The sequence below is a fragment of the Salmonella sp. NW722 genome (genome assembly GCF_051702785.1).
Classification (GTDB): domain Bacteria; phylum Pseudomonadota; class Gammaproteobacteria; order Enterobacterales; family Enterobacteriaceae; genus Salmonella; species Salmonella enterica.
Genome location: NZ_JAMMIN010000004.1, coordinates 267,229 through 291,231 on the forward strand (window position 1 = coordinate 267,229; position 24,003 = coordinate 291,231).

General features: G+C 52.3%; 22 protein-coding genes and 1 other RNA gene. 12 read left to right on the forward strand and 11 right to left on the reverse strand.

The genetic code is table 11. The features are described 5' to 3' along the window. Nucleotides 1-10 precede the first annotated feature (10 nt). Complete coding sequence (gene rsmS, locus NA330_RS11600) at nucleotides 11-178, forward strand: pleiotropic regulatory protein RsmS (RefSeq protein ID WP_000051161.1); 168 nt, start codon at nucleotides 11-13, stop codon at nucleotides 176-178. Between the two features lie 69 nt (nucleotides 179-247). Then, the gene (locus NA330_RS11605; RefSeq protein WP_000440527.1) at nucleotides 248-1,171 is read left to right on the forward strand and encodes an Rpn family recombination-promoting nuclease/putative transposase; all 924 of its coding nucleotides are present in this window, start codon (nucleotides 248-250) and stop codon (nucleotides 1,169-1,171) included. 41 nt (nucleotides 1,172-1,212) lie between these two features. On the opposite strand, the gene mscK is transcribed toward NA330_RS11605, so the two are convergent. Together mscK and acrR are read right to left on the reverse strand one after the other, a co-directional pair. Next, nucleotides 1,213-4,575: a mechanosensitive channel MscK gene (gene mscK / locus NA330_RS11610; RefSeq protein ID WP_023241807.1), complete on the reverse strand. Its 3,363-nt coding sequence runs from the start codon at nucleotides 4,573-4,575 to the stop codon at nucleotides 1,213-1,215. A 118-nt stretch (nucleotides 4,576-4,693) separates the two neighbouring features. After that, entirely contained in the window at nucleotides 4,694-5,347 is a 654-nt protein-coding gene (gene acrR, locus NA330_RS11615; RefSeq protein WP_000101755.1) for a multidrug efflux transporter transcriptional repressor AcrR, read from the reverse strand. Nucleotides 5,348-5,488: 141 nt separating this feature from the next. Here acrR and acrA point away from each other — a divergent pair, with 141 nt between their 5' ends. From acrA to NA330_RS11645, 6 genes are all read left to right on the forward strand, one after another. Continuing rightward, nucleotides 5,489-6,682, forward strand: coding sequence for a multidrug efflux RND transporter periplasmic adaptor subunit AcrA (acrA, locus tag NA330_RS11620; RefSeq protein ID WP_001039199.1), 1,194 nt, complete (start codon nucleotides 5,489-5,491; stop codon nucleotides 6,680-6,682). A 22-nt stretch (nucleotides 6,683-6,704) separates the two neighbouring features. Then, the gene (acrB, locus tag NA330_RS11625; protein WP_001132508.1) at nucleotides 6,705-9,854 is read left to right on the forward strand and encodes an efflux RND transporter permease AcrB; all 3,150 of its coding nucleotides are present in this window, start codon (nucleotides 6,705-6,707) and stop codon (nucleotides 9,852-9,854) included. Nucleotides 9,855-10,349: 495 nt separating this feature from the next. Beyond that, on the forward strand, nucleotides 10,350-10,724 hold the full coding sequence (tomB, locus tag NA330_RS11630) for an Hha toxicity modulator TomB (protein ID WP_000344807.1): 375 nt from the start codon (nucleotides 10,350-10,352) through the stop codon (nucleotides 10,722-10,724). Nucleotides 10,725-10,751: 27 nt separating this feature from the next. After that, the gene (locus NA330_RS11635) at nucleotides 10,752-10,970 is read left to right on the forward strand and encodes an HHA domain-containing protein (protein ID WP_001280991.1); all 219 of its coding nucleotides are present in this window, start codon (nucleotides 10,752-10,754) and stop codon (nucleotides 10,968-10,970) included. Nucleotides 10,971-11,148: 178 nt separating this feature from the next. Further along, entirely contained in the window at nucleotides 11,149-11,700 is a 552-nt protein-coding gene (maa, locus tag NA330_RS11640; protein WP_001278793.1) for a maltose O-acetyltransferase, read from the forward strand. 116 nt (nucleotides 11,701-11,816) lie between these two features. Then, nucleotides 11,817-12,287, forward strand: coding sequence for a YlaC family protein (locus NA330_RS11645; protein ID WP_000136183.1), 471 nt, complete (start codon nucleotides 11,817-11,819; stop codon nucleotides 12,285-12,287). 54 nt (nucleotides 12,288-12,341) lie between these two features. Here NA330_RS11645 and ykgO read toward each other — a convergent pair whose 3' ends face one another. Both ykgO and NA330_RS11655 read right to left on the reverse strand, forming a co-directional pair. Then, a complete protein-coding gene (gene ykgO / locus NA330_RS11650) occupies nucleotides 12,342-12,482 on the reverse strand; it encodes a type B 50S ribosomal protein L36 (RefSeq protein WP_001197749.1) in 141 nt (46 codons plus the stop codon). 5 nt (nucleotides 12,483-12,487) lie between these two features. Continuing rightward, nucleotides 12,488-12,748, reverse strand: coding sequence for a type B 50S ribosomal protein L31 (locus NA330_RS11655; protein WP_000801421.1), 261 nt, complete (start codon nucleotides 12,746-12,748; stop codon nucleotides 12,488-12,490). A gap of 224 nt (nucleotides 12,749-12,972) precedes the next feature. On the opposite strand from NA330_RS11655, the gene NA330_RS11660 reads away from it, so the two are divergent. Beyond that, complete coding sequence (locus NA330_RS11660) at nucleotides 12,973-14,523, forward strand: EAL domain-containing protein (RefSeq protein WP_023241806.1); 1,551 nt, start codon at nucleotides 12,973-12,975, stop codon at nucleotides 14,521-14,523. A 49-nt stretch (nucleotides 14,524-14,572) separates the two neighbouring features. Here NA330_RS11660 and ffs read toward each other — a convergent pair. After that, nucleotides 14,573-14,669: signal recognition particle sRNA small type (ffs, locus tag NA330_RS11665), an RNA gene on the reverse strand. 84 nt (nucleotides 14,670-14,753) lie between these two features. On the opposite strand from ffs, the gene NA330_RS11670 reads away from it, so the two are divergent. Next, nucleotides 14,754-15,143, forward strand: coding sequence for an MGMT family protein (locus NA330_RS11670; protein ID WP_000961285.1), 390 nt, complete (start codon nucleotides 14,754-14,756; stop codon nucleotides 15,141-15,143). Between the two features lie 32 nt (nucleotides 15,144-15,175). Here the strand turns inward: NA330_RS11670 and NA330_RS11675 are convergent, their stop codons facing one another. Further along, nucleotides 15,176-15,745 (reverse strand): YbaY family lipoprotein, encoded by a 570-nt coding sequence (locus tag NA330_RS11675; protein ID WP_023241805.1) that lies wholly within the window; start codon nucleotides 15,743-15,745, stop codon nucleotides 15,176-15,178. Nucleotides 15,746-15,959: 214 nt separating this feature from the next. Between NA330_RS11675 and tesB the strand changes: the two genes are divergently transcribed. Continuing rightward, nucleotides 15,960-16,820 carry an acyl-CoA thioesterase II gene (tesB, locus tag NA330_RS11680; protein WP_000084176.1) on the forward strand — a complete coding sequence of 287 codons (861 nt, stop codon included), beginning with the start codon at nucleotides 15,960-15,962 and terminating at the stop codon, nucleotides 16,818-16,820. Nucleotides 16,821-16,919: 99 nt separating this feature from the next. On the opposite strand, the gene amtB is transcribed toward tesB, so the two are convergent. The 5 genes from amtB to decR all read right to left on the reverse strand — a co-directional run bounded on the left by amtB (nucleotide 16,920) and on the right by decR (nucleotide 22,834). Further along, the gene (amtB, locus tag NA330_RS11685) at nucleotides 16,920-18,206 is read right to left on the reverse strand and encodes an ammonium transporter AmtB (protein WP_023241804.1); all 1,287 of its coding nucleotides are present in this window, start codon (nucleotides 18,204-18,206) and stop codon (nucleotides 16,920-16,922) included. Between the two features lie 31 nt (nucleotides 18,207-18,237). Beyond that, nucleotides 18,238-18,576: a P-II family nitrogen regulator gene (gene glnK / locus NA330_RS11690; protein WP_000780341.1), complete on the reverse strand. Its 339-nt coding sequence runs from the start codon at nucleotides 18,574-18,576 to the stop codon at nucleotides 18,238-18,240. Nucleotides 18,577-18,788: 212 nt separating this feature from the next. Continuing rightward, the gene (locus tag NA330_RS11695; RefSeq protein WP_001256074.1) at nucleotides 18,789-20,570 is read right to left on the reverse strand and encodes a SmdB family multidrug efflux ABC transporter permease/ATP-binding protein; all 1,782 of its coding nucleotides are present in this window, start codon (nucleotides 20,568-20,570) and stop codon (nucleotides 18,789-18,791) included. Further along, entirely contained in the window at nucleotides 20,563-22,335 is a 1,773-nt protein-coding gene (locus NA330_RS11700) for a SmdA family multidrug ABC transporter permease/ATP-binding protein (protein WP_001235563.1), read from the reverse strand. The genes NA330_RS11695 and NA330_RS11700 overlap by 8 nt, the downstream gene beginning before the upstream one ends. A gap of 40 nt (nucleotides 22,336-22,375) precedes the next feature. Next, nucleotides 22,376-22,834 carry a DNA-binding transcriptional regulator DecR gene (gene decR / locus NA330_RS11705; protein WP_000884593.1) on the reverse strand — a complete coding sequence of 153 codons (459 nt, stop codon included), beginning with the start codon at nucleotides 22,832-22,834 and terminating at the stop codon, nucleotides 22,376-22,378. 112 nt (nucleotides 22,835-22,946) lie between these two features. Between decR and cdsH the strand changes: the two genes are divergently transcribed. Next, nucleotides 22,947-24,002, forward strand: a complete 1,056-nt coding sequence (gene cdsH / locus NA330_RS11710) for a cysteine desulfhydrase (protein ID WP_072103210.1) — start codon at nucleotides 22,947-22,949, stop codon at nucleotides 24,000-24,002. The last annotated feature ends 1 nt before the right edge of the window (nucleotide 24,003 follow it).

A 24,003-nucleotide genomic window follows, 5' to 3' on the forward strand; every position in this document is an offset into this window, starting at 1 on the left:
TGGAGAAAGTATGTCGCTTGAAAATGCCCCTGATGAAGTCAAACTGGCCGTGGATTTAATTGTGCTGCTTGAAGAGAATCGCTTACCGGCACGAACGGTGCTACGCGCGCTGGAAATAGTTATGCGAGATTATGAAAACAAGTTAAAAAGTACGGAAGACGACTCGCAAACAGAGTAATTGCCCTCTGGTTTGTCCTCGTTGTCGCTGACAGAGTGGTCGCTACAGTCAGGCAACAAGGGATGGGTCATGGAACGTCTACCCACCACGCCGCACGATGCGGTATTTCGACAAATGCTGATGCAAAAAGAGGTCGCCCGCGACTTTCTGGCTCTCCACATGCCAGAAGACTTTCTTGCAATCTGCGATCTGGATTCACTGAAGCTGGAGTCGGGGAGTTTTGTTGAAGACAATTTACGCAGCCGCTATTCAGATATTCTCTACTCTCTGCATACCCAACACGGCCCCGGGTATGTTTACGCGCTCATTGAACATCAGAGCAAATCAGACCGGCTGATGGCTTTTCGCCTGATGCGGTACGCCATTGCCGCCATGCAGCGTCATCTGGATGCTGGTCATGATACCTTGCCGCTGGTGGTGCCAATCCTTTTTTATCACGGTCCGGAAAGCCCGTGGCCCTATAGCCTTAACTGGCATAATATGTTTGTGAAACCGGATATGGCGAAGGCCTTATACAGCCGCGAATTTGCGCTGGTCGACCTGACGACAATGCCGGATAATCAGCTTTTGCAGCATCGGCGGATAGCGATGTTAGAGCTCCTGCAAAAACATATTCGTCAACGCGATTTAAGCGAACTGCTCGACCCCCTTATCACGCTTTTAACGCAGGATCATTTGACGGACACGCAGCTCAGTGTGCTGATCAACTATATGTTGAAAGCAGGAAACGCCGCAGAACCCGGGGCGCTAATTCGTCAACTGGCGCAGGGCGCGCCGCAGTATAAGGAACAACTGATGACAATAGCGGAATGGCTGGAAGAAAAAGGCCGAACGGAAGGGTTGCAAAAAGGCCTTGAGCAAGGGTTAGCACAAGGCCGAGAGGCCGAAGCGCGCGCTATTGCCCGCAAAATGCTTGCCAACGGGCTGGAACCCGGGCTCATCGCCAGCGTCACTGGCATTACGCCGGAAGAGCTTTCTACGCTTTCGCATTAGCGGCGCCGCGCGCACTCATAAAGCGCGCGGCCCACCGCCTTTTAGCTTGCCGTAGGCGCCAGATCGCCGCCGTTGAGATCGCGCTTCACTTCAGTGACTTCGTCACCCTTCGCGTTATGCAGATGCACCTCAAGCTGGTTAAAGGCGATATTGATATCATTTTCACGGCACAGTCGATCGATCGCGCGGTTCAGTTCATCCACCGTATGGCTACGATCGCGCAATTCACGCACGTACAGACGCAGTTCATGATCCAGAGTGCTGGCGCCAAAGGTGGTGAAGAATACGGCAGGTTCCGGATCGTGCATCACCTTCGGATGCTCCATCGCCGCCTGTAGCAAGACTCTTTTCACTTTCTCCAGATCCGAGCCATAAGCCACGCCAAGCCGGATAACCAGACGGGTCGTGGTATCGGAGAGGGACCAGTTAATCAGCCGCTCCGTTACGAATGCTTTGTTCGGAATGATCACTTCTTTACGATCAAAATCGGTAATAGTGGTGGCGCGAATACGAATCTTACTGACCGTGCCGGAATAGGTGCCGATCGTTACCGTATCGCCAATGCGTACCGGACGTTCGAAGAGGATGATTAAACCCGAGACAAAGTTACCGAAGATCTCCTGTAGCCCAAAACCGAGACCCACCGACAACGCCGCCGCCAGCCACTGGAGTTTATCCCACGAGACGCCGAGCGATCCGAATACTGTCATCGCGCCAACAGCGATAATGACGTAGTTAAGGATCGTGGTGATCGCATACGAAGCCCCCTGGCGCATATTCAGGCGTGAAAGCACCAGCACTTCCAACAGGCCGGGTAAGTTGCGGATGAGCGCCCAGGCCACCATCGCGGCAATAATGGCGAATAGCAAACTGCCCATCGTCACGCTTTTCACCACCGCAGCGCCAGCTTCGGAGCCGTTGTAGTGCCACAGCGTGATGCTATCAAGATAGCTGAATACGGTGATCAAATCGGACCAAATCGCCCAGAACATAACGCCGAACAGGGCAAGCATTAGCAGCATCGTGATACGTAATGTTTGCTGGTTAATCTGCTCCAACGCGATGGCGGGTTCTTCCTGTGGCTCCGCGCCTTCCGCTCCCTCTTTTACCAGGTTCTGACGACGAGCCAGCGCGCGTCGCCAGGCAATCCGGCGCGCCGCTACGCTTAACCCGCGCAGCACCGTTTGATAAAGCAGGTTCCAGATAATGACCAGATAGACGGTTTCAATCCAGCGCCCCGCCAGGCGCAGCGTGGTATAGAAATAGCCGGTCGCCGTTAATACCATTAACGCCACCGGAATAATGGAAAGAATCGTCACGGTCACCAGTCGAATGCCGTGAGATTCTTTATCGCGCCAGCTTTCCCGGCACAGTGGCCACACCAGCAATGTTATGACCAGCAGATTGAGGAAAATAACCGCCTGCCCCAGCACGTCATCCATCAGATTCAGCGGCGACAACTCCGCCACCACAGACCAAAAGTGCAGCGGCAGCAATGCGAGGCTAATGCGTACAATCTGGCGACGCCAGTGGCTGGTCAACTGCGCTGGCATACCAAAATGGCGTATCGCCACGCCCTCTTTTTCCAGCACCTTCCAGCACAGCCCAAAGACCAGCCAGAACATTGCGAGCTTTTTACTAAAGGCCCAGAGCAGATCGCTGATATTTAGCTGCATGGTCAGCAGGATCAGTCCAAGCGCGAGGATAATCAGACACACCGGCAGCGCGCGGATCAGATCGATCAGAATAGCTTTTGGCGTATTGAGTTGACTATCGTTACGCAGCGATCCCACGGCGGCGGCCAGCTTCTGTTGATACGCTTTTAACCATTTCAGACGCCAGCGGATTAAACCGGCGATGAGCAAGAGCGGCAACCCGGCCAAAAAAGCAATAAATACCGCGGGCCAGGCTTTTTGCCAGTTCACCGTGATTTTCATGGCGCTGAATTGCTCTTTTAACGTTTGGGGGAACGCTTTAAGCCAGTCCCAGTCCATAGGGCGGTTACTGTTCACCCAAAAAATCTGCTGCGTCAGAATGGCTTTCAGATTTTTCGAGACGCTCATCAACTGCTGCTGGTTAACTTGCAGGTTAATCGCCATCATCAGCTGGTTACCCAACTGTTTATTTAGCTGATCCAATAGCTCACGGCGCATCTCCACCACCTGAAGCAACGCATCATGAACTTCATCATTTACCTCGCTGGTATGCCCCTCCTCCAGCTTGTCGACAAAGGCATCGCTTTGGAATAAGGCATCACGCTGCTGGTTGATTTCAAACTGCTCCAGACGCAAATCCGCAATACGGTTGGTCATATCTTCGAGTTCGTCGGCGGAGGGCAGGGTTTGCTGCTGTTGATAAAGAATACGCGACAGCAACAGGCTGCCTTTTAAGACGGCAATCTGTTCTTTGATATTTCTTTCCGACTGCAGCGCGCGATCGAGCCAGTTTTTTACTTTAATGTTTTGCTGCATCAACATATTGCCGTTTTCGGTCGCGACAATCAGACGCTGGCTGAGTTGATGGTTAATATCCAGTTCCTGTTTTACCAGCGGGTTCGCCTGGATACGCGCCGTTTCGTCCGGCGAAATGGCCTCCTGGGCCGTTTTTTCCGTTAGCGTAAGTCGTTTGCTGTTGACCGCCTCCTGTAAAAGTTGAAGCTGATGTTCAAGGCGATTACTGTTGGCCGTCACGTAATCCCGCTGTTTTTGCAGGGTGTCCTGCAAAACGGTATTTCCTTCAAGACTCTTACGTTGCTGGTCGATCTGCGCATTAAGCAGCGCCTGTTGTGCCTGTAATAACACCTGTTGGCTGGGGCGAAGCGCGGCTTCGCCGACGTTATTGCCGTCCAGACGGTTACGGATTTGCTGTATTTGCTGTGAGGCGGTATACATGGCGTTTTGCACGCGCTCAGGCTGGGTCTGTAGCGAAACAAGCTGGCTGTTATAAGCGGCAAGATCGTTTTGCGAATTTTGCAAATCATCCAGTACCTGCGCCACGCGCAGCTCAAGCTGACGTAGCGAAAGCGCACTCAGCGTTTTTCGCATTTCATCATCATTATCGACGTCGCTCAGCGCATTCAACGCAGCCGTCGCCTGACGCATTTTTTCAGGCGCCTGCGCCACCTTCTGCCGTAGCTGTACGGTCTCCTCTTTCACCCGCTCGATTTTATCCAGCGTAGCTAACGTATCAATAAGGTCCTGCTGGACGAGCTTATCCTGGGCGGAGAGATCTTTTTGCTTATTCAGCGTATCCAGCTGGTTTTGCACATCCGCTTTTGACGGCAGGTCGCCATTCGTTTGCCCCCGGGCAAATGCCAGAGGCTGACAGGACAGCAGGATAATAAGGACGCTAATTGTAATAAAAACAAAATGCTGTGAACGTTTATAAAGCTGCAACATAGTCATGAGAATGAAGTGTCTGAACCGGCAAGCAGACCGGAAATAATTGAGTCGCAAGAATATCACGCCTGTAACAAACAGAATAGCGACACAGAAAATGTCCAGGAGTTTTCCTGGAATATTATCAGGGGGAGCCGTTGACCGTCGACGCGCGCAGCGTCGGACACAATTGATACATCTCCAGCAGGATCGTGACGTAGGCGCGAGCTTCTTTTTTTAAATCAAACGATTGCGGAGCAAATAACCAGTTTTCCATGAGCCCTGAAATAAAGCTGCGCATCAGTATCGCCGCACGACGGGTCAGCAGATTTTCAGGCAGCATTTTAGCATTAATACAATGTTTTAACGTTTGTTCAATCCGATCGTAACTTTCCAGACAAAGGCTACGTTGCGCCTGTTGAACCACAACCATTTCTCCGACAAACTCACATTTATGGAATATAATCTCCATCAATAAGCGGCGTCGTTCTTCTGTTACAGTAGCTTCAAGAATATGAACTAAAATTTCTCTTAATACAGATAGTGGATCGTCGGGGAATTTTGCCTGATACTCAATCTCAAGCTCACCAATATTGGATTCTGATAGCTCCCAGATCTCACTGAATAAATCCGACTTATTTTTGAAATGCCAATAGATTGCGCCGCGCGTCACGCCAGCAGCGTTCGCAATCTCCGCCAGCGAGGTTGCTGATACGCCTTGCTGCGAGAACAAACGCAGGGCCACATCCAGGATGTGTTGTCGTGTCTCCAGCGCTTGTTGTTTGGTTTTTCGTGCCATATGTCGGTGAATTTACAGGCGTTAGATTTACATACATTTATGGATGTATGTACCATAGCACGACGATAATATAAACGCAGCAATGGGTTTAAGGACCTTTGACCATTGACCAATTTGAAATCGGACACTCGAGGTTTACATATGAACAAAAACAGAGGGTTAACGCCTCTGGCGGTCGTTCTGATGCTCTCAGGCAGCTTAGCGCTAACAGGATGTGACGACAAACAGGACCAGCAAGGCGGCCAGCAGATGCCAGAAGTTGGAGTTGTCACACTAAAAACGGAACCACTGCAAATCACAACTGAACTTCCGGGTCGTACCGTTGCTTACCGTATCGCCGAAGTTCGCCCACAGGTAAGCGGCATTATCCTGAAGCGTAATTTCGTTGAGGGAAGTGATATCGAAGCGGGAGTCTCTCTCTATCAGATTGATCCTGCGACCTACCAGGCGACTTACGACAGCGCTAAGGGCGATCTGGCAAAAGCGCAGGCCGCCGCGAATATCGCTGAACTGACGGTGAAGCGTTATCAAAAGCTGCTGGGTACGCAGTACATCAGTAAGCAGGAATACGATCAGGCGCTGGCTGACGCACAACAAGCGACTGCCGCCGTTGTCGCAGCAAAAGCCGCCGTTGAAACCGCACGTATCAACCTGGCGTATACCAAAGTCACCTCGCCGATTAGCGGTCGTATTGGTAAGTCGTCCGTAACGGAAGGCGCGCTGGTACAGAACGGTCAGGCGTCGGCGCTGGCGACAGTGCAGCAGCTGGACCCTATTTATGTCGATGTGACCCAGTCCAGCAATGATTTCCTGCGCCTGAAGCAGGAGCTGGCAAATGGTTCGCTGAAGCAGGAAAACGGCAAAGCGAAGGTCGATCTGGTGACCAGCGACGGTATCAAATTCCCGCAGTCCGGTACGCTTGAATTCTCCGACGTGACCGTTGACCAAAGCACCGGGTCTATTACTTTGCGCGCCATCTTCCCTAACCCGGATCACACCTTATTGCCAGGAATGTTCGTTCGCGCACGTCTGCAGGAAGGGACAAAACCGACGGCATTACTGGTTCCACAACAGGGCGTTACCCGTACTCCACGCGGCGATGCCACGGTGCTGGTGGTTGGCGCTGATAACAAAGTGGAAACCCGCCAAATCGTCGCAAGCCAGGCGATCGGCGATAAGTGGCTGGTGACTGACGGATTGAAAGCGGGCGACCGCGTAGTCGTCAGCGGGCTGCAAAAAGTACGTCCTGGCGCACAGGTTAAAGTGCAGGAAATTACCGCGGATAACAAACAGCAAGCCGCAAGCGGTGATCAACCTGCTCAGCCCAGGTCTTAACTTAAACAGGAGCCGTTAAGACATGCCTAATTTCTTTATCGATCGCCCTATATTTGCGTGGGTGATCGCCATCATCATCATGTTGGCAGGGGGGCTCGCGATCCTCAAATTGCCGGTAGCGCAATATCCGACGATTGCGCCACCAGCAGTGACGATCTCCGCAACCTACCCTGGCGCTGATGCGAAAACGGTACAGGATACCGTCACGCAGGTTATCGAACAGAATATGAACGGTATCGATAACCTGATGTATATGTCCTCCAACAGTGACTCCACGGGGACCGTGCAGATCACGCTGACCTTTGAATCCGGCACCGATGCGGATATCGCGCAGGTTCAGGTTCAGAACAAGTTGCAACTGGCAATGCCGTTACTTCCCCAGGAAGTACAGCAACAGGGCGTGAGCGTTGAGAAGTCCTCAAGTAGCTTCCTGATGGTAGTGGGCGTCATTAACACCGACGGCACCATGACCCAGGAGGATATTTCGGATTACGTTGCCGCCAATATGAAAGATCCGATCAGCCGTACCTCTGGGGTGGGCGACGTCCAGCTGTTTGGTTCGCAGTATGCGATGCGTATCTGGATGAATCCGACAGAGCTAACCAAATACCAACTGACGCCGGTCGACGTGATTAACGCGATCAAAGCGCAGAACGCCCAGGTCGCGGCAGGTCAGCTCGGTGGTACGCCGCCGGTAAAAGGCCAGCAGCTTAACGCATCGATTATTGCCCAAACGCGTCTGACCTCAACGGATGAGTTTGGCAAAATCCTGCTGAAGGTGAATCAGGATGGCTCTCAGGTTCGTCTGCGGGATGTAGCGAAAATTGAGCTTGGCGGCGAAAACTACGACGTCATCGCGAAATTTAACGGTCAGCCAGCGTCAGGTCTTGGCATCAAACTGGCTACCGGCGCCAACGCGCTGGATACCGCTACCGCTATTCGCGCCGAACTGAAAAAAATGGAACCGTTCTTCCCGCCAGGGATGAAAATCGTCTACCCGTATGACACCACGCCGTTCGTGAAGATCTCTATTCATGAAGTGGTAAAAACGCTGGTCGAAGCGATTATCCTCGTGTTCCTGGTGATGTACCTGTTCCTGCAGAACTTCCGCGCGACGTTGATTCCGACTATTGCGGTTCCGGTGGTGTTGTTGGGAACCTTTGCCGTACTTGCGGCATTCGGTTTCTCGATAAACACGCTGACGATGTTCGGGATGGTGCTCGCCATCGGCTTGCTGGTGGATGACGCCATCGTGGTGGTCGAGAACGTCGAACGTGTTATGACGGAAGAAGGCCTTCCGCCGAAGGAAGCGACGCGCAAATCCATGGGCCAGATTCAGGGCGCATTGGTGGGTATCGCGATGGTACTGTCGGCGGTATTTATTCCGATGGCCTTCTTTGGCGGCTCAACCGGGGCAATTTATCGTCAGTTCTCTATCACCATCGTATCGGCGATGGCGCTGTCGGTGCTGGTCGCGCTGATCCTGACGCCCGCGCTGTGCGCGACGATGCTCAAACCCGTCGCCAAAGGCGATCATGGCGAAGGGAAAAAAGGCTTTTTCGGCTGGTTTAACCGCCTGTTTGATAAGAGCACGCATCACTACACCGATAGCGTAGGCAATATTCTGCGCAGCACCGGGCGTTATCTGCTGCTCTATCTCATTATCGTCGTCGGTATGGCTTATCTGTTCGTTCGTCTGCCAAGCTCTTTCTTGCCGGATGAAGACCAGGGCGTATTCCTGACAATGGTCCAGCTCCCCGCCGGCGCGACGCAAGAGCGCACGCAAAAAGTGCTGGATGAGGTCACGGATTACTATCTGAACAAAGAGAAAGCCAACGTTGAATCGGTATTCGCCGTCAACGGCTTCGGTTTTGCAGGGCGCGGTCAGAATACCGGTATTGCATTCGTGTCGTTGAAAGACTGGGCCGATCGTCCAGGCGAAAAAAACAAGGTTGAAGCGATTACCCAGCGGGCAACCGCAGCGTTTTCACAAATTAAAGATGCGATGGTCTTCGCCTTTAACCTGCCGGCGATTGTTGAACTGGGCACCGCAACCGGGTTTGACTTCGAGTTGATTGACCAGGCGGGACTTGGTCATGAAAAACTCACCCAGGCACGTAATCAGTTGTTCGGCGAGGTGGCGAAATATCCTGATCTGCTGGTCGGCGTTCGACCTAACGGTCTGGAAGATACGCCGCAGTTTAAAATCGATATCGACCAGGAAAAAGCTCAGGCGCTGGGCGTGTCTATTAGCGACATTAATACCACGCTGGGCGCAGCATGGGGCGGCAGCTATGTAAACGACTTTATCGATCGCGGTCGTGTGAAGAAAGTTTACGTGATGTCCGAAGCGAAATACCGCATGTTGCCGGATGATATTAACGACTGGTACGTTCGTGGTAGCGATGGTCAGATGGTGCCGTTCTCCGCATTCTCCTCTTCCCGCTGGGAATATGGTTCGCCGCGTCTGGAACGCTATAACGGTCTGCCTTCGATGGAAATTCTGGGTCAGGCGGCGCCAGGCAAGAGTACCGGTGAAGCGATGGCGATGATGGAAGAACTGGCCAGCAAGCTGCCGTCAGGCATTGGGTATGACTGGACCGGGATGTCCTACCAGGAACGGTTGTCCGGCAACCAGGCCCCTGCCCTGTATGCTATCTCGCTGATCGTCGTCTTCCTGTGTCTGGCGGCATTGTATGAGAGCTGGTCTATCCCGTTCTCCGTAATGCTGGTTGTTCCGCTTGGGGTTATCGGCGCGCTGCTGGCTGCGACCTTCCGCGGACTGACTAACGACGTTTACTTCCAGGTGGGCCTGCTCACAACCATTGGGTTGTCGGCGAAGAACGCGATACTTATCGTCGAATTCGCCAAAGACTTAATGGATAAAGAAGGGAAAGGTCTGGTAGAAGCGACGCTGGAGGCCGTCCGGATGCGTTTGCGCCCGATTCTGATGACCTCGTTAGCGTTCATGCTGGGGGTTATGCCGCTGGTTATCAGTTCCGGCGCGGGTTCCGGCGCGCAGAATGCGGTAGGTACTGGCGTACTGGGCGGGATGGTAACGGCAACCGTACTGGCTATTTTCTTCGTACCGGTCTTCTTCGTGGTGGTACGCCGCCGCTTTAGCCGTAAAAGCGAAGATATTGAGCATAGTCATTCGACAGAACATCGCTGATTTGCTCACTGTTGATAAGGCCGCGCAAGCGGCCTTTTTTACACAAAAATCATAAAATACGCTTATTGTTAGATTGATTATTTTTTGCCATATTAATAAAAGGTATAATCCTTACTGCGTTAAAGGCTTTTCTTAGGAAAGTTGGCCATTTCTTAATTCAGCCATTAATTAAGAAATATTAAGAATATTCCTGGCTATTTTCTCCTGTCAGAGTCTATTGTTTTAGCCTGAAAAGCTAAAAAACGTTAACCCAATGATTACACAAACAATAAAACTGGTTCCTTTTTAGGCGACCGACGATCACTGTTAAAATTCGAAAAAGTATGGCAACACGCGGCTTTCACGCAATTGTAATTTTTCGTAATATGACGATGAAAAGTTTTTTAGAGTAGATTATAGTTAAATCATAAGGTGACGTGGGAAGTACCAGGTTAGTTAGTTGTATCCATCCCGAAGGTGTTCGGTTAGTTTAAGCCACTAAAAAGGGGATGCATTATGGACGAATACTCACCCAAAAGACATGATATAGCACAGCTTAAATTTCTTTGCGAAACCCTGTATCATGACTGTCTTGCAAACCTTGAAGAAAGCAACCATGGCTGGGTTAATGACCCGACCTCAGCAGTCAACCTGCAGCTCAATGAGCTGATAGAGCATATTGCAACTTTCGCGCTTAATTATAAAATTAAGTACAATGAAGACAATAAATTGATTGCGCAGATAGATGAATACCTGGACGACACCTTTATGTTGTTCAGCAGCTATGGTATTAATACGCAGGATTTGCAAAAATGGCGTAAATCGGGCAACCGCCTGTTCCGTTGTTTCGTCAACGCCACCAGGGCTAATCCTGTTAGTTTGTCTTGTTAAAAATTATTACAATCATAGGTAGAATTTATGTCTGATAAACCATTAACTAAAACTGATTATTTGATGCGTTTACGGCGCTGTCAGACAATTGACACTCTGGAGCGCGTCATTGAGAAAAATAAATATGAATTGTCCGACAATGAGCTGGCTGTATTTTACTCAGCTGCGGATCACCGTCTTGCAGAATTGACGATGAACAAACTCTACGACAAGATCCCCTCTTCAGTATGGAAATTCATTCGTTAATCACGCTACATTACTTTTTAGAGAACACGCAGGTGTTATCTGCCTCCTCGTTCTGGCTAATAACACAACGGGCTATTATAGAACAGTGATATAGATCACATACCAATAGCAGGGAACGTTCCCTCTAATACTTTATTATTGCTTCTATTGCGATAATATCCACCAAGGGGAGCGCGCGATGAGTGACGAAAAACAAAAAATGATCGCTGGGGCACTGTATTGCCCGACCGATGAAACTTTATGCCAGGATCGACTGCGGGCGCGTCAACTCATCCATCAATACAATTATACTACGCCTGATGAAATAAATAAGCGTCAGGCGATTTTACGCGACCTGTTGGGTCGATGCGAAGACGCCTATATTGAACCTTCCTTCCGTTGCGACTACGGCTATAATATTTTTCTTGGCCACTCCTTTTACGCTAACTTCGACTGCGTCATGCTTGATGTTTGCCCAATTCATATTGGCGATAATTGTATGCTCGCGCCAGGGGTACATATCTATACCGCCACGCACCCGCTGGACGCCGTCGAACGCAACAGCGGCAGAGAATTAGGTAAACCCGTCACTATCGGAAATAACGTCTGGATAGGCGGACGAGCCGTCGTTAATCCTGGCGTAACCATCGGCGATAACGTCGTCGTCGCTTCAGGCGCTGTGGTGACAAAAAACGTACCGCCAGACGTCGTGGTAGGCGGAAATCCGGCGCGAATCATTAAAAAATTGTAGTCAAAATGATAACTGTTATGCTAATTCGTGGTTAATCTGTTACTTTTTTCACGTTACACCTCCCTTTAAAATGGGCTGTTACTACCCCTATGTCGCAGAAATCATGAAGGCAAAAGATGACAGAGATACAGCGCCTGCTTAGCGAAACTATTGATGACTTAAACGTCCGTGAAAAACGCGATAACAGGCCGCGTTTTAGTATCAGTTTTATCCGCAAGCATCCTGGGTTATTTATCGCGATGTATGCAGCCTGGTTTGCGACGCTGGCGGTCATGCTGCAATCAGAAACGCTGGTGGGGTCAGTGTGGCTGTTAGTGGTGTTATTTATCGCATTTAATGGCTTCTTCTTTTTCGACATCGCCCCGCGTTATCACTATAACGACATCGATGTGCTGGACCTCCGGGTCTGTTACAACGGCGAATGGTACAACACCAGGTTTGTTCCCCCCACGCTCATTGAGACGATTCTTCAGTCTCCACAGGTGGATAATGAACATAAAGTCCAGCTGCAAAAAATGGTTGCCCGTAAGGGCGAACTTTCCTTCTACGATATTTTTACGCTGGCCCGCGCAGAAGCCAGCCGGTAATAAAAAAGTGCGCACCCTCCCTGGTACGCACTGCTTTCCCTGAACCGTTGGTTTTTAACGTCTTTTTTTACGCCCCTGAACCGCCTTAAAACGCGGATTTGTTTTACAAATCACGTATAAGCGTCCTTTGCGTTTGACTATCTGGCAATCCGGATGCCGTTGTTTTGCATTGCGAAGTGAGTTTAACACCTGCATTTCATTTACCCCCTTTTAGCGCCGATAAAATGACCAAAACGTTTCTGGAAGCGTGCGGCGCTACTTTCGCTATCAAACGTTTTCTGTCTACCGGTATAAAAAGGATGCGATTTTGATGACACATCAATAGTGACATACGGATATGTCACGCCGTCCAGTTCGATTTCACGTTCAGTTTTGATAGTTGATCCCACTTTCACATATTCATTTACGCTGGTGTCGTGAAATACGACGGTGCGGTATACAGGATGAATATCAGGTTTCATTGCGCCCTCTCAATTATGTTATAACATAACAATAAAATACGCTATCAACGCTCCTTTTTCAACCGGTAAACATTCACGATCTCTTCCTGGCGGCAAAAGCAACGTGGCGTAACGCGTTAGTCTGGCCCCTGTATCTGTAAAATCGATAAAATAGCTTTATCATTCAAGGGCGCGATTTACGATCGGATATACTTTCTCTACGCTGTGTTTATAAGGACATCACTGTGACAACACGACATCTGGTCAGCCTGGTAACGGGAGTGCTTATCCTGTCTGTCCTTTTCCCGATAGGATTGAGCCTGTGGCTGGCGCACCGTCAAGTTGAAAAAAGGTTTAACGAAGAGCTGGATATCTTCTCGTCCCGGGTGGCGCTACGTACAGAAAGGGTCAGTGACCAGGCAAAAGCCGCGTTAACGCATATTGCCTCCTTTAAAGGCGAGCCCTGCAGCAGCGCCCATTTACTCGCCATGCGCCGCGTGTCTTATAGCTTTCGGTATGTCCAGGAAGTTCTGTATCTTAAAAATTCGATTCCCGTTTGCTCCTCACTTGAAAAAGAGAGCCATATTCCCGCGTTCCCTCCGCCCATGAAAATCACTCGCGACGGTTATCGCGCCTGGTTTACGGCGCAAAACGATCTGGGTATAAAACGCTATATGGCGGCACTCGGGAGCGACAGCTATATCGTGATGATCGACCCGGCGTCCTTTATCGATGTGATTCCGTTTGGCGCATGGCCGATTGACGTCGCTATTATTGGCCGGGAACGCAATACTGTGGTTGCCAGCAGCGGTAACCTTGACCCCGCTATTCTTCCGCTCATTCACCATGAGACGCCCCTGCGGCTGGAAAACCGAGGCATTCAGTATGCTATCCACCCCTTTCCGGAAATGGGCATTACTATCGTAAGCTGGGCACCGACCGCTCCGCTGGAAAGGAGCTGGTATCGACAGGCGTTTATCTGGCTACCGGCGGGCATCGTAACGGGTCTGCTGGCCGCGGCCTTTATTCTGCGTATTTTGCGTCGGCTACAGTCGCCCCGCCACCGTCTCCAGGATGCGATAGACAATCGCGAAATTAACTTACACTATCAGCCTATTGTCTCCCTGAGCAGCGGAAAAATTGTCGGTGCCGAAGCCTTAGCTCGCTGGCAACAGGCGGACGGCACCTTCCTTTCGCCGGAAATTTTTATCGCGCTGGCTGAACAAACCGGGCTCACGGAGCCGCTAACCCGGCTAATCATCGAAACCGTTTTTGAAGACATGGGGAGTTGGTTAAAGTCCCATCCCGAACAACATATTTCAATCAATCTTGAGGCATCCGATCTGGCGTCGGAAACGTTGCCGACGCTGTTAAGCACGCTGCTGAACCGTAGCCAAATTTCTCCGTCGCAAATCGCGCTTGAATTAACGGAACGCGAGTTCGCCGATCCGAAAACCAGCGCGCCAATTGTCGCCAGATACCGTAACGCGGGACATTCAATTTATATTGATGACTTTGGCACCGGCTATTCCAGCCTCAGCTACTTACAAAATCTGGATGTGGATGTCCTTAAAATTGATAAATCTTTTGTCGATGCGCTGGAATATAAAAACGTCACGCCGCATATTATTGAAATGGCGAAAACGCTCAAACTCAAGATGGTCGCAGAAGGCATCGAAACGACCAGGCAAGAACAGTGGCTACGCCAGCATGGCGTACATTATGGTCAGGGCTGGTTATACAGTAAGCCCCTACCCGCTACGGCATTTATTCTTTGGGCGGAACAGCGGCTATAACGTCGCACAGCAGAAAAGAACAGTGTGGAGAGGCACAAATGGGTGGGGGCCCTGCCAGCTACATCCCGGCACACGCGTCATCTGCCTTGGCTGCTTCCTTCCGGACCTGACCTGGTAAACAGAGTAGCGTTGCGGGAGAACCAACAGAGCCCCCATTGAGAGCGTTGTGAACCAACGCGCAGGCGCATTATCACTGCTATATCGTGCAATTGCAACCCATCAGGCATCGGATGCTGGTTTCTTGCGCATCCGGGCTTTCCTCCCCCCTTATTCCAGATTATCCTGAAGCATTAACGCAGGATTCTATTATGGATATTCAGGACACTTTTCCTCAACGCGTCTGGCAAATCGTCGCCTCGATCCCGGAAGGATTTGTCACGACCTACGGTGATGTCGCCCGGCTTGCCGGTTCGCCTCGGGCGGCGCGTCAGGTCGGCGGAGTTTTAAAACGTCTGCCGGAAGGCAGCACTTTACCATGGCATCGGGTGGTGAACCGCCACGGCGCAATATCACTTACCGGGCCGGATCTACAGCGGCAACGTCAGGCATTACTGGCGGAAGGCGTGGTGGTGTCGGGAAGCGGACAAATCGATTTACAACGCTATCGCTGGGTGTATTAACCCTCTCCGTAACGGAGAGGGTTGGCGCAGGATTAATACTGGGTAGGCGCAGGAACGGCAGAAGACGGATTGACCTGGGTCGGTGAGGTCGATGGAACCGTCGTCGTCGCACCGCCGCTGGCCTGCACAGGCACCGCCGTTTGCTGTACCGGTACCAGCGTCAGATCCGCTTTAGTGCCGCCATTATTAATCACCGGTTTCACGCTATCGGTAATAAATACCAGCTTATTGTCAACGGTGATGGCCGCGCTCAGGAGAATACGCGCGTTAGGTTGAATATCTGATGGGTTAAACGGCAACACAAAACTGAAAGGCGCCTGTTTACCTTCGGTACGTACCGCTTTTTGCGACAGCACCTTAGACGGCACATCAGCCAGCGAAGCATCTGAAAGCGTCACGGTCAGCACCGCATCTGGCGGCAGAGCGACCTTCTGGCGGATCCAGACGGTACCGGAAACATTGGGTTGCTGAATAGTAGACTGGTTAGCTGTAATCGACATGTTAGGGTTTGGCGCAGGCGTCTGGATATCAGCGCTTTTATCAGCGCAGGCCGCCAGAGATATCGCAACCGCTAAACCACTTACGATGTGCACGAGTTTCATTCAATTCTCCTTATCATCAATGCACCAGCAGGCCTTTCCCCCCGCCGGAAGAGTGGTTAACAGAAACATAACGTGATTAAGTGTGGCACATGTCACTCATTTTTGCCTGGAATTGGTCTGTTATTCAGACTTTTGTACCCATCGGACCACTTGCAAAATTGCGTTATACTCTGCCCTACCTCGCTTCGGCATCGTTGTCACCTGGAGAGTATGTATGAGTCAGACACTGAATAATTTGCTGACATTATTGAATCTGGAAAAAATTGAAGAAGGACTCTTTCGGGGCCAAAGTGAAGACTTAGGGCTGCGCCAGGTATTTGGCGGTCAGGTGGTGGGCCAGGCGCTCTATGCCGCCAAAGAAACGGTGCCGGAAGCGCGACTGGTACATTCATTCCACAGTTATTTTCTGCGGCCCGGCGATAGCCAAAAACCCATTATCTATGACGTAGAAGTGCTGCGCGATGGGAATAGCTTCAGCGCCCGCCGCGTTGCCGCTATTCAGAACGGGAAACCCATCTTTTACATGACCGCCTCATTCCAGGCGCCGGAACCGGGTTTTGAACATCAAAAAACCATGCCGACGGCAGTCGGGCCGGAAGGACTACCGTCAGAAACGGAAATCGCGCAATCGCTGGCGCATTTACTGCCGCCGATTCTGAAAGAAAAGTTTCTCTGCGATCGCCCGCTGGAAATTCGTCCCGTCGAATTTCACAATCCGTTGAAAGGTCACGTCGCCGCGCCTGTGCGTCAGGTATGGATTCGCGCCAACGGCACCGTTCCGGATGACATTCGCGTCCATCAATATTTACTGGGATATGCCTCGGATCTGAATTTCCTTCCCGTCGCGCTTCAGCCTCACGGCATCGGTTTTCTGGAAAAGGGCATTCAGATCGCCACTATCGATCACTCTATGTGGTTCCATCGTCCGTTCAATTTTAATGAATGGCTACTTTATAGCGTGGAGAGCACTTCCGCCTCCAGCGCCCGGGGCTTTGTTCGCGGCGAGTTTTATACTCAGGATGGCGCGCTGGTCGCTTCAACCGTGCAGGAAGGGGTAATGCGTAATCACAATTAAAAAACATGCCGCTATGCGGCGTTAATGGCCTGATGACGCTGCGCTTATCCGGCCTACAGTAGACTGGGTAAGCGCAGCGCCATCAGGCATGTTGCGCAATCACGCGTTATACGCATTCTCGCCGTGACTGTTCACATCCAGCCCCTCGCGCTCCTGCTCTTCCGGTACACGCAGTCCAACAAGGATATCCGCCAGTTTGTAACCAACAAACGCGACAACGCCGGACCAGACGACCGTAATAGCAATACTTTCCAGCTGTACCATCACCTGATGTCCCATCGTAACGCCGTCGACAAAGCCAACGCCGCCCAGCGAACTGGCGGCAAAAACGCCGGTCAGGATACAGCCGACTATTCCGCAAACACCGTGAACGCCAAATACGTCGCACGGATCATCTACCCGTAGCAGACGTTTAAGCATGGTGACTCCCCACAATCCCGCCAGACCCGCAATAACGCCGATAACCAGCGCGCCGCCAACGCCAACATAGCCACAGGCTGGCGTCACGCCGACCAGACCGGCAATCGCGCCGGAACAGGCTCCCAGCAGGGAAGGCTTACCGCGTAGCGTCCACTCGCCGATAATCCACCCCAGAATCGCGGCGGCGGTCGCCACCACGGTGTTCACAAAGGCCAGCGCTGCTATCTCGTTTGCGCTACCAGCAGAACCCGCGTTAAATCCAAACCAGCCGATATACAGAATTGCAGTACCGGTAAAGACCATCGGCAGGTTATGGGGTTTAAATGCTTCTTTCCCAAAGCCGACGCGTTTGCCAATTAAGTAAGCCCCCACCAGCCCGGCGATAGCGGCGTTAATATGCACCACCGTACCACCGGCAAAATCCAGCGCGCCGTGAGCAGCCAGCAGGCCGCCGCCCCACACCATGTGCGCAATCGGAATATAAGAGAGCGTGAACCACACCACGACAAAAATCAGTACCGCCGAAAAACGAATACGCTCCGCCAGCGCGCCGACAATCAGCCCGACGGTAATACAGGCGAAAGATCCCTGAAACGCGACATGAATATACTGATAAATCGTACCCGTTACCGCCGTCAACGCGATATTCTTCAACATCGCCCCATCAGCATTACCGAAGAAATGATTCCCTTCGCCAAAAGCCAGCGAATAGCCGTACACCACCCATAAAATACAGACCAGCGCAAAGGTGACGGTCACTTGTGTTAACATTGACAGCACGTTCTTGGCGCGAATTAATCCGCCGTAAAACAGCGCGATACCCGGTATCGTCATGAACAGCACCAGCGCGGTGCAAATCATCATAAAAGCATTATCCGCTTTATCGGCAACCGCCGGCGCGGCTATCGTTAGCCCAGGCAGCAGCGCCAGTGAAGCCAGTGTGGTTTTTATCATCGCTATCTTCATTTTTTCATTTCCTGTTGCTGTGTGGCGGGTCTTACAGCGCTGCTTCGTCAGCTTCGCCGGTACGAATCCGAATAACGCGCATGAGCTCCGCGACGAAAATTTTGCCGTCGCCAATTTTTCCGGTGTAAGCCGCTTTACTGATGATATCGATCACCTCTTCCAGTTGGTCGTCGGCGATAGCCACATCAATTTTGACCTTCGGCAGGAAATTCACGCTGTACTCCGCGCCGCGATACAGTTCGGCGTGTCCTTTCTGACGGCCAAACCCTTTCACTTCGGTGACGGTCAGTCCCTGAATGCCAATGGAAGAAAGCGCCTCCCGCACGTCCTCCAGCTTGAACGGTTTGATAATCACGGTAACCAGCTTCATAGAACCCTCCAGTCAGAATTAGGTAACGGCTGCCGCCGCGCATGGACTCTTCAGAATGGATATTGCAAAGGATGTGCCAGAAGCTGGCGAGCGAGGAAAAGCGCGGTTAGCGGCGCGTCTTTATATTGACGCGCCCCAAAATCGAAGCAGGGAAAGAAAAACGCACCATGACGGTGCATGATGGGCGAGGCTTTGCCCTGTGGTGCCAAACCTTATGCCGCAGGGCCGGGTTCTTCGTGTACGCTGGCGGCTAACTCCTCGCCAACTAACTGTAATTGATACATTTGCCAGTAGCGCCCTTGCGCCGCCAGCAATTGTTGATGCGTCCCGCGCTCCACCGCCTGGCCGCGATGGAGAACCAGAATGGTATCCGCCTCCACGATTGTCGATAGCCGATGGGCAATAACCACCAGCGTGGTGCGCTCGCGAATCGCCGCCAGCGCCTGCTGTATCGCCTGCTCAGTGCCGGAATCGATGCTGGCCGTCGCTTCATCAAGAATTAATATTTGCGGGGCGTCAACCAGCACGCGCGCCAGCGCCAATAGCTGTTTTTGCCCGACGGACAGCGTATTTCCCTGCTCGCCGAGATGCGTATGCAGCCCGTCGCTCAAGCCGCGCGCCAGATCTGCCAGTTGTACCGTTTCCAGCGCCTGCCACACCTGCGCCTCGGAGACATCGCGCCCCAGCGTCACATTAGCCAGAAAGGTATCCGCCATCACTACCGGGTCCTGTTGAACCATCGCCACGCCCTGGCGTAAAACGCGATGATTAAGAGAGGAGATCTCTCGCCCATCCAGCCGAATTTCGCCTTGTGTCAGGGGGTAATACCCCATTAATAAGCTGGCGAGCGTGCTCTTCCCGCTGCCGGTGTGCCCCACCAGCGCCACAAAGCTACGGGACGGTACTGAGAGCGTAATGTCCTGTAAAACAAGATTATCGTCGCGGTAAGCAAACGACAGATGATCAATATCAATCGCCCCGCTTTGTAACGGCCTGTCGTCGCTGCCATAGCGCTGGCGCGGGCGATCCATCAGTTCAAAAACACGCTCTCCCGCCACAACCGCCTGCTGTAGCATGGATTGCTGGGTGGTCAGTTCAATGAGCGGCTCGTTCAGACGTGACAAATAGCTAATGAACGCATACAGCACCCCGACCTCAATCGTGCCGGCAGACGTAAAGCTGAAAAGCATCAACAAACCGCATAAAATGAGCGCGGAAAAGAGGCTAAGCAGCGGACGCAATAAAAAGCCGTCTAAGCGTAGCGTCTGCATCCGCGCCATGTAGTGCGAGCGGCTGGCCTCGCCCATGCGTTCGCCGAAGCGCGCCTGCTGGCGAAACTGCTGAATTACGCTCATCCCGTTGATGATTTCGTTAAAGCCGTCGTTAATATCCGCCAGGTATGCCCGCACGCGGCGTACAATCGGCGTGCTGTAGCGCTGATAAATGATCATCACGGTCAATACCGCCGGAAAAATCAAAATCGCCACCAGCGCCATCCGCCAGTCAAGGCTGAACATGGCGACCAGCATGGCGCCGATCAACGCCGCGCTACGTAATACCGTTGCGACGACCGTGACGTACAGATCGCGGATGACTTCCGTATCGTTGGTCACGCGTGAAATTAATTGTCCGACAGGCTGCGTGTCGAAGGCGCTTAGCGGCTGGCGCAAGGCGGCATCCATGACGTCCGTGCGCAAAGACTGAACCACGCCAACGGCCGCCCGGTTAAATAATAAAGACTGGGCGTAATGCAGACCCGCCGCCAGAAACTGTAGCCCCACATAGGCGGCCGCCAGCCCCGCGACCTTGCCCAACGGTAAATGGTGGCGGGCCACCATGTTATCAATGAAATAGCTGATCAGCAGCGGACCGCTAACCTCCGCCGCCGCCGCAATCCACAGCATCATCACCGCGACAGAGAGCGGTTTTCGCCATGGCGAGCCATACGCCAGCAACCGTTTCAGCGTCGGCCATAGCTGTCCAAAACTACGCATTCACCGCCTCCTCGCCGCGTTCCGGCGCGTCATCCAGAGCGGCCTCCAGTTGCTGATAGCGATACATATCGCGATACCAGCCAATCTGCTGCGCCAGTTGATCGTGATCGCCGCGCTGAACAACATGACCATGTTGCATAACGATAATTTCATTGGCGTCGGTCAGCGCGGATAAACGATGCGCGCTGATGATGACCGTACGCCCTTCGCCCCACTGGCGCAAATTATGCAAAATCTGATGCTCCGTGCGACCATCTACTGCTGAGAGCGCATCATCAAGAAGCAGAATTTCCGCATTCAACAGCAGCGCTCTGGCAATCGAGATACGCTGTTTTTGCCCTCCCGATAACATGACGCCACGTTCACCTACCTGCGTGTCGTAGCCCTGAGGCAAACGGAGAATATCCTCATGTACGCTGGCTAAACGCGCCACCCGTTCAATCTCTTCCTGGGTCGCCTCCGGGCGTCCGAGCGCAATATTATTGGCAATAGAGTCCGAGAACAAAAACGGCGTCTGGCTGACGACCGCCAGTCGGCTACGCCAGCTATCCAGTTGCAGATGCGTCAACGGCATGTCATGGAATCGGATCTCTCCCTGCGTCACATCAAAATGGCGCTGGATAAGCGACAATATTGTGCTTTTCCCCGCGCCGGTCGGACCGCATATCCCCAGCATCTGACCCGGTTTAAGACGAAAGTTCACATTCTCCAGCGCCGGATGCGTCGTTTGCGGATAGCAAAACTCACGAATGGCCGCCGTCAGTTCGCCGCGCCCCGCCGGGACCGGCTCTTCGCCATCCTTAACTACCGGCGCTTCCGCCAGCATGGCGCGGATGCGGCTGTATGCGGCGCTACCCCGCTCCACGATATTAAACATCCAGGCCAGCGCCAGCATCGGCCAAATCATCAACCCCAGATACATCATAAAGCTGGTGAGTTCGCCCAGCGTCAGGCTGCCGTTAACCACCATCCAGCTTCCGCCGCTAATCGCGAGCAGGTTCGCCATGCCAATGGCGATGTAAATGGTTGGATCAAAACGCGCGTCAATACGCGCCACGCGCATATTTTTCTTGCCGGTATCTTCGGCATCCGCCGCAAACAGCGAAGACTGGCGATCCTCCAGACCAAACGCTTTGATCATGCGGATGCTGGTCAGACTCTCCTGCGTGCGATCGTTCAGGCTGGAGAAGGCGGCCTGCGCCAGTTTGAAATAATCATGCAGCCGATCGCCGTAACGTTTGATCATCAGCGCCATAATCGGCATCGGCAACAGCGCTAATAGCGTTAGCTGCCAGCTAATTTGCGTCGACATGACAATCAGTACCGCGCAGCCCATTACCAGCGAGTCAACCAGCGTCAGAACGCCCTCGCCCGCTGCAAATACGACGCGATCCACATCATTCGTCGCGCGCGCGATAAGATCGCCCGTCCGATGGCGCTGATAAAATTCAGGATGCTGACGACTCAGCTGGCGATAATAATCTTCACGCAGTTCGACGGCTAATTGATAAGAAGCGCCAAATAGCAGCACGCGCCAGACATAGCGCAACAAATAGACCACTACGGCGATCAGGGCAATGGTGCCAATCCACATCGCTATTCGGCCTGGAGTAAAATGCTGTGCGGTTACGCCATCCACGACAATCCCCACCACTTTGGGCGGGATCAGCTGAAGCATCGCAATAAGCATAAGCAGGGCCACCGCGCCAAGATAGCGACGCCATTCCCGGCGAAAGTACCAGCTTAATTGAGCAAATAATCGCACGCGTTATTTCCTGATATGATTTCCGGCAATACCGGGAGAATTATTCAATGGGCAGAGAGGTGGTGTACTTAATCTGTTCCATCGCAAAACTGGAGGTGACGTCTGACAGTCCTGGGACGCTATTGACCAGACGTTTATAGAAGTCGTCATACCGCTTCATGTCGGCCACCTGAACTCGCATCAGATAGTCGTATTCCCCCGCCATTCGCCAGAAGCCAAGCACTTCCGGCATCTCAGAGACGACGGTCACGAACCGACAGTACCATTCACTGCTGTGGTGCTGCGTTTTTATCAACACAAAAGCGGTTAATCCCAGACCCAGTTTTTCCGGGTCCAGCAGCGCGACCCTGCCAAGCAGGATACCGTCATCTTCCAGGCGTTTAAGCCGCTTCCAGCAAGGCGTTGTCGTCAGATTAACGGCATCCGCCAGCGCCTGCAAAGAGAGGGTACAATCCTGCTGCAATAAGCAAAGCAGCTTACGGTCAATTTTATCTAACATACCCACTCCATAGAGAATATTTTTCTCCTTACATTGTAATTTAAAGGTCAAATAGCAACAATTTTTTCCGTACTTTTCGCTACTCTTGGCACAAAATGATAAATGGATATTAATGATGAGTAGCAATTGGGTTAAAAATGCCATTAATGAAATTAACGCTGACCACCAGCGCTCAGCGGATACGCATCTTATTCGTTTGCCCCTGCCGGCATTTCCAGGTATCCAGCTTTACCTGAAAGATGAAAGCACGCATCCCACCGGTAGCCTCAAGCATCGCCTGGCGCGCTCGCTGTTCCTTTATGGGCTGTGCAATGGCTGGATTAAAGAAGGCACTCCGATTATTGAAGCGTCATCAGGCTCAACGGCGATTTCCGAAGCCTGGTTCGCGCGTTTACTGGGACTGTCGTTCATCGCCGTCATGCCCGCCTGTACCGCAAAACGTAAAATCGAACAGATTCAATTTTACGGCGGCCACTGTCATTTTGTGGAGAGCGCCTGCGAAATTTATGCCGCCTCCGAGCGGCTGGCACATGAACTGAACGGTCACTATATGGACCAGTTTACCTACGCAGAACGAGCTACCGACTGGCGGGGCAACAATAATATTGCCGACAGTATTTTCCGCCAGATGCGCAACGAACCCCATCCGGTACCGCGATTTATCGTCATGAGCGCCGGAACGGGCGGAACCTCTGCGACGATTGGGCGCTATATTCGCTGCCAGGGCTATGATACTCAGCTCATGGTGGTGGATCCGGAAAATTCCGTCTTTTTACCTTACTGGCAGGATCGCGACGCTTCATTACGCAGCCCGGTGGGCAGTAAAATTGAAGGAATTGGTCGTCCGCGAGTAGAGCCTTCTTTTATTCCGGATGTCGTGGATGAGATGCTGCGCGTGCCGGACGCCGCCAGCGTTGCCACCGCACACTGGCTGGAAACGCAGCTAGGCCGTAAAGTCGGCGCCTCTACCGGCACGAATATGTGGGGAGCGCTGCAGCTTGCGGCCCGGATGCGCGAGGCTGGAGAAACCGGCGCTATCGTGACGTTATTGTGCGATAGCGGCGATCGCTATCTGGATACCTATTACCATCCGTCCTGGGTTAGCGACCATATCGGCGATTTGACGCCGTGGTCAGCGGCCATCGAAAAATTACTTACCGGCGACTAGA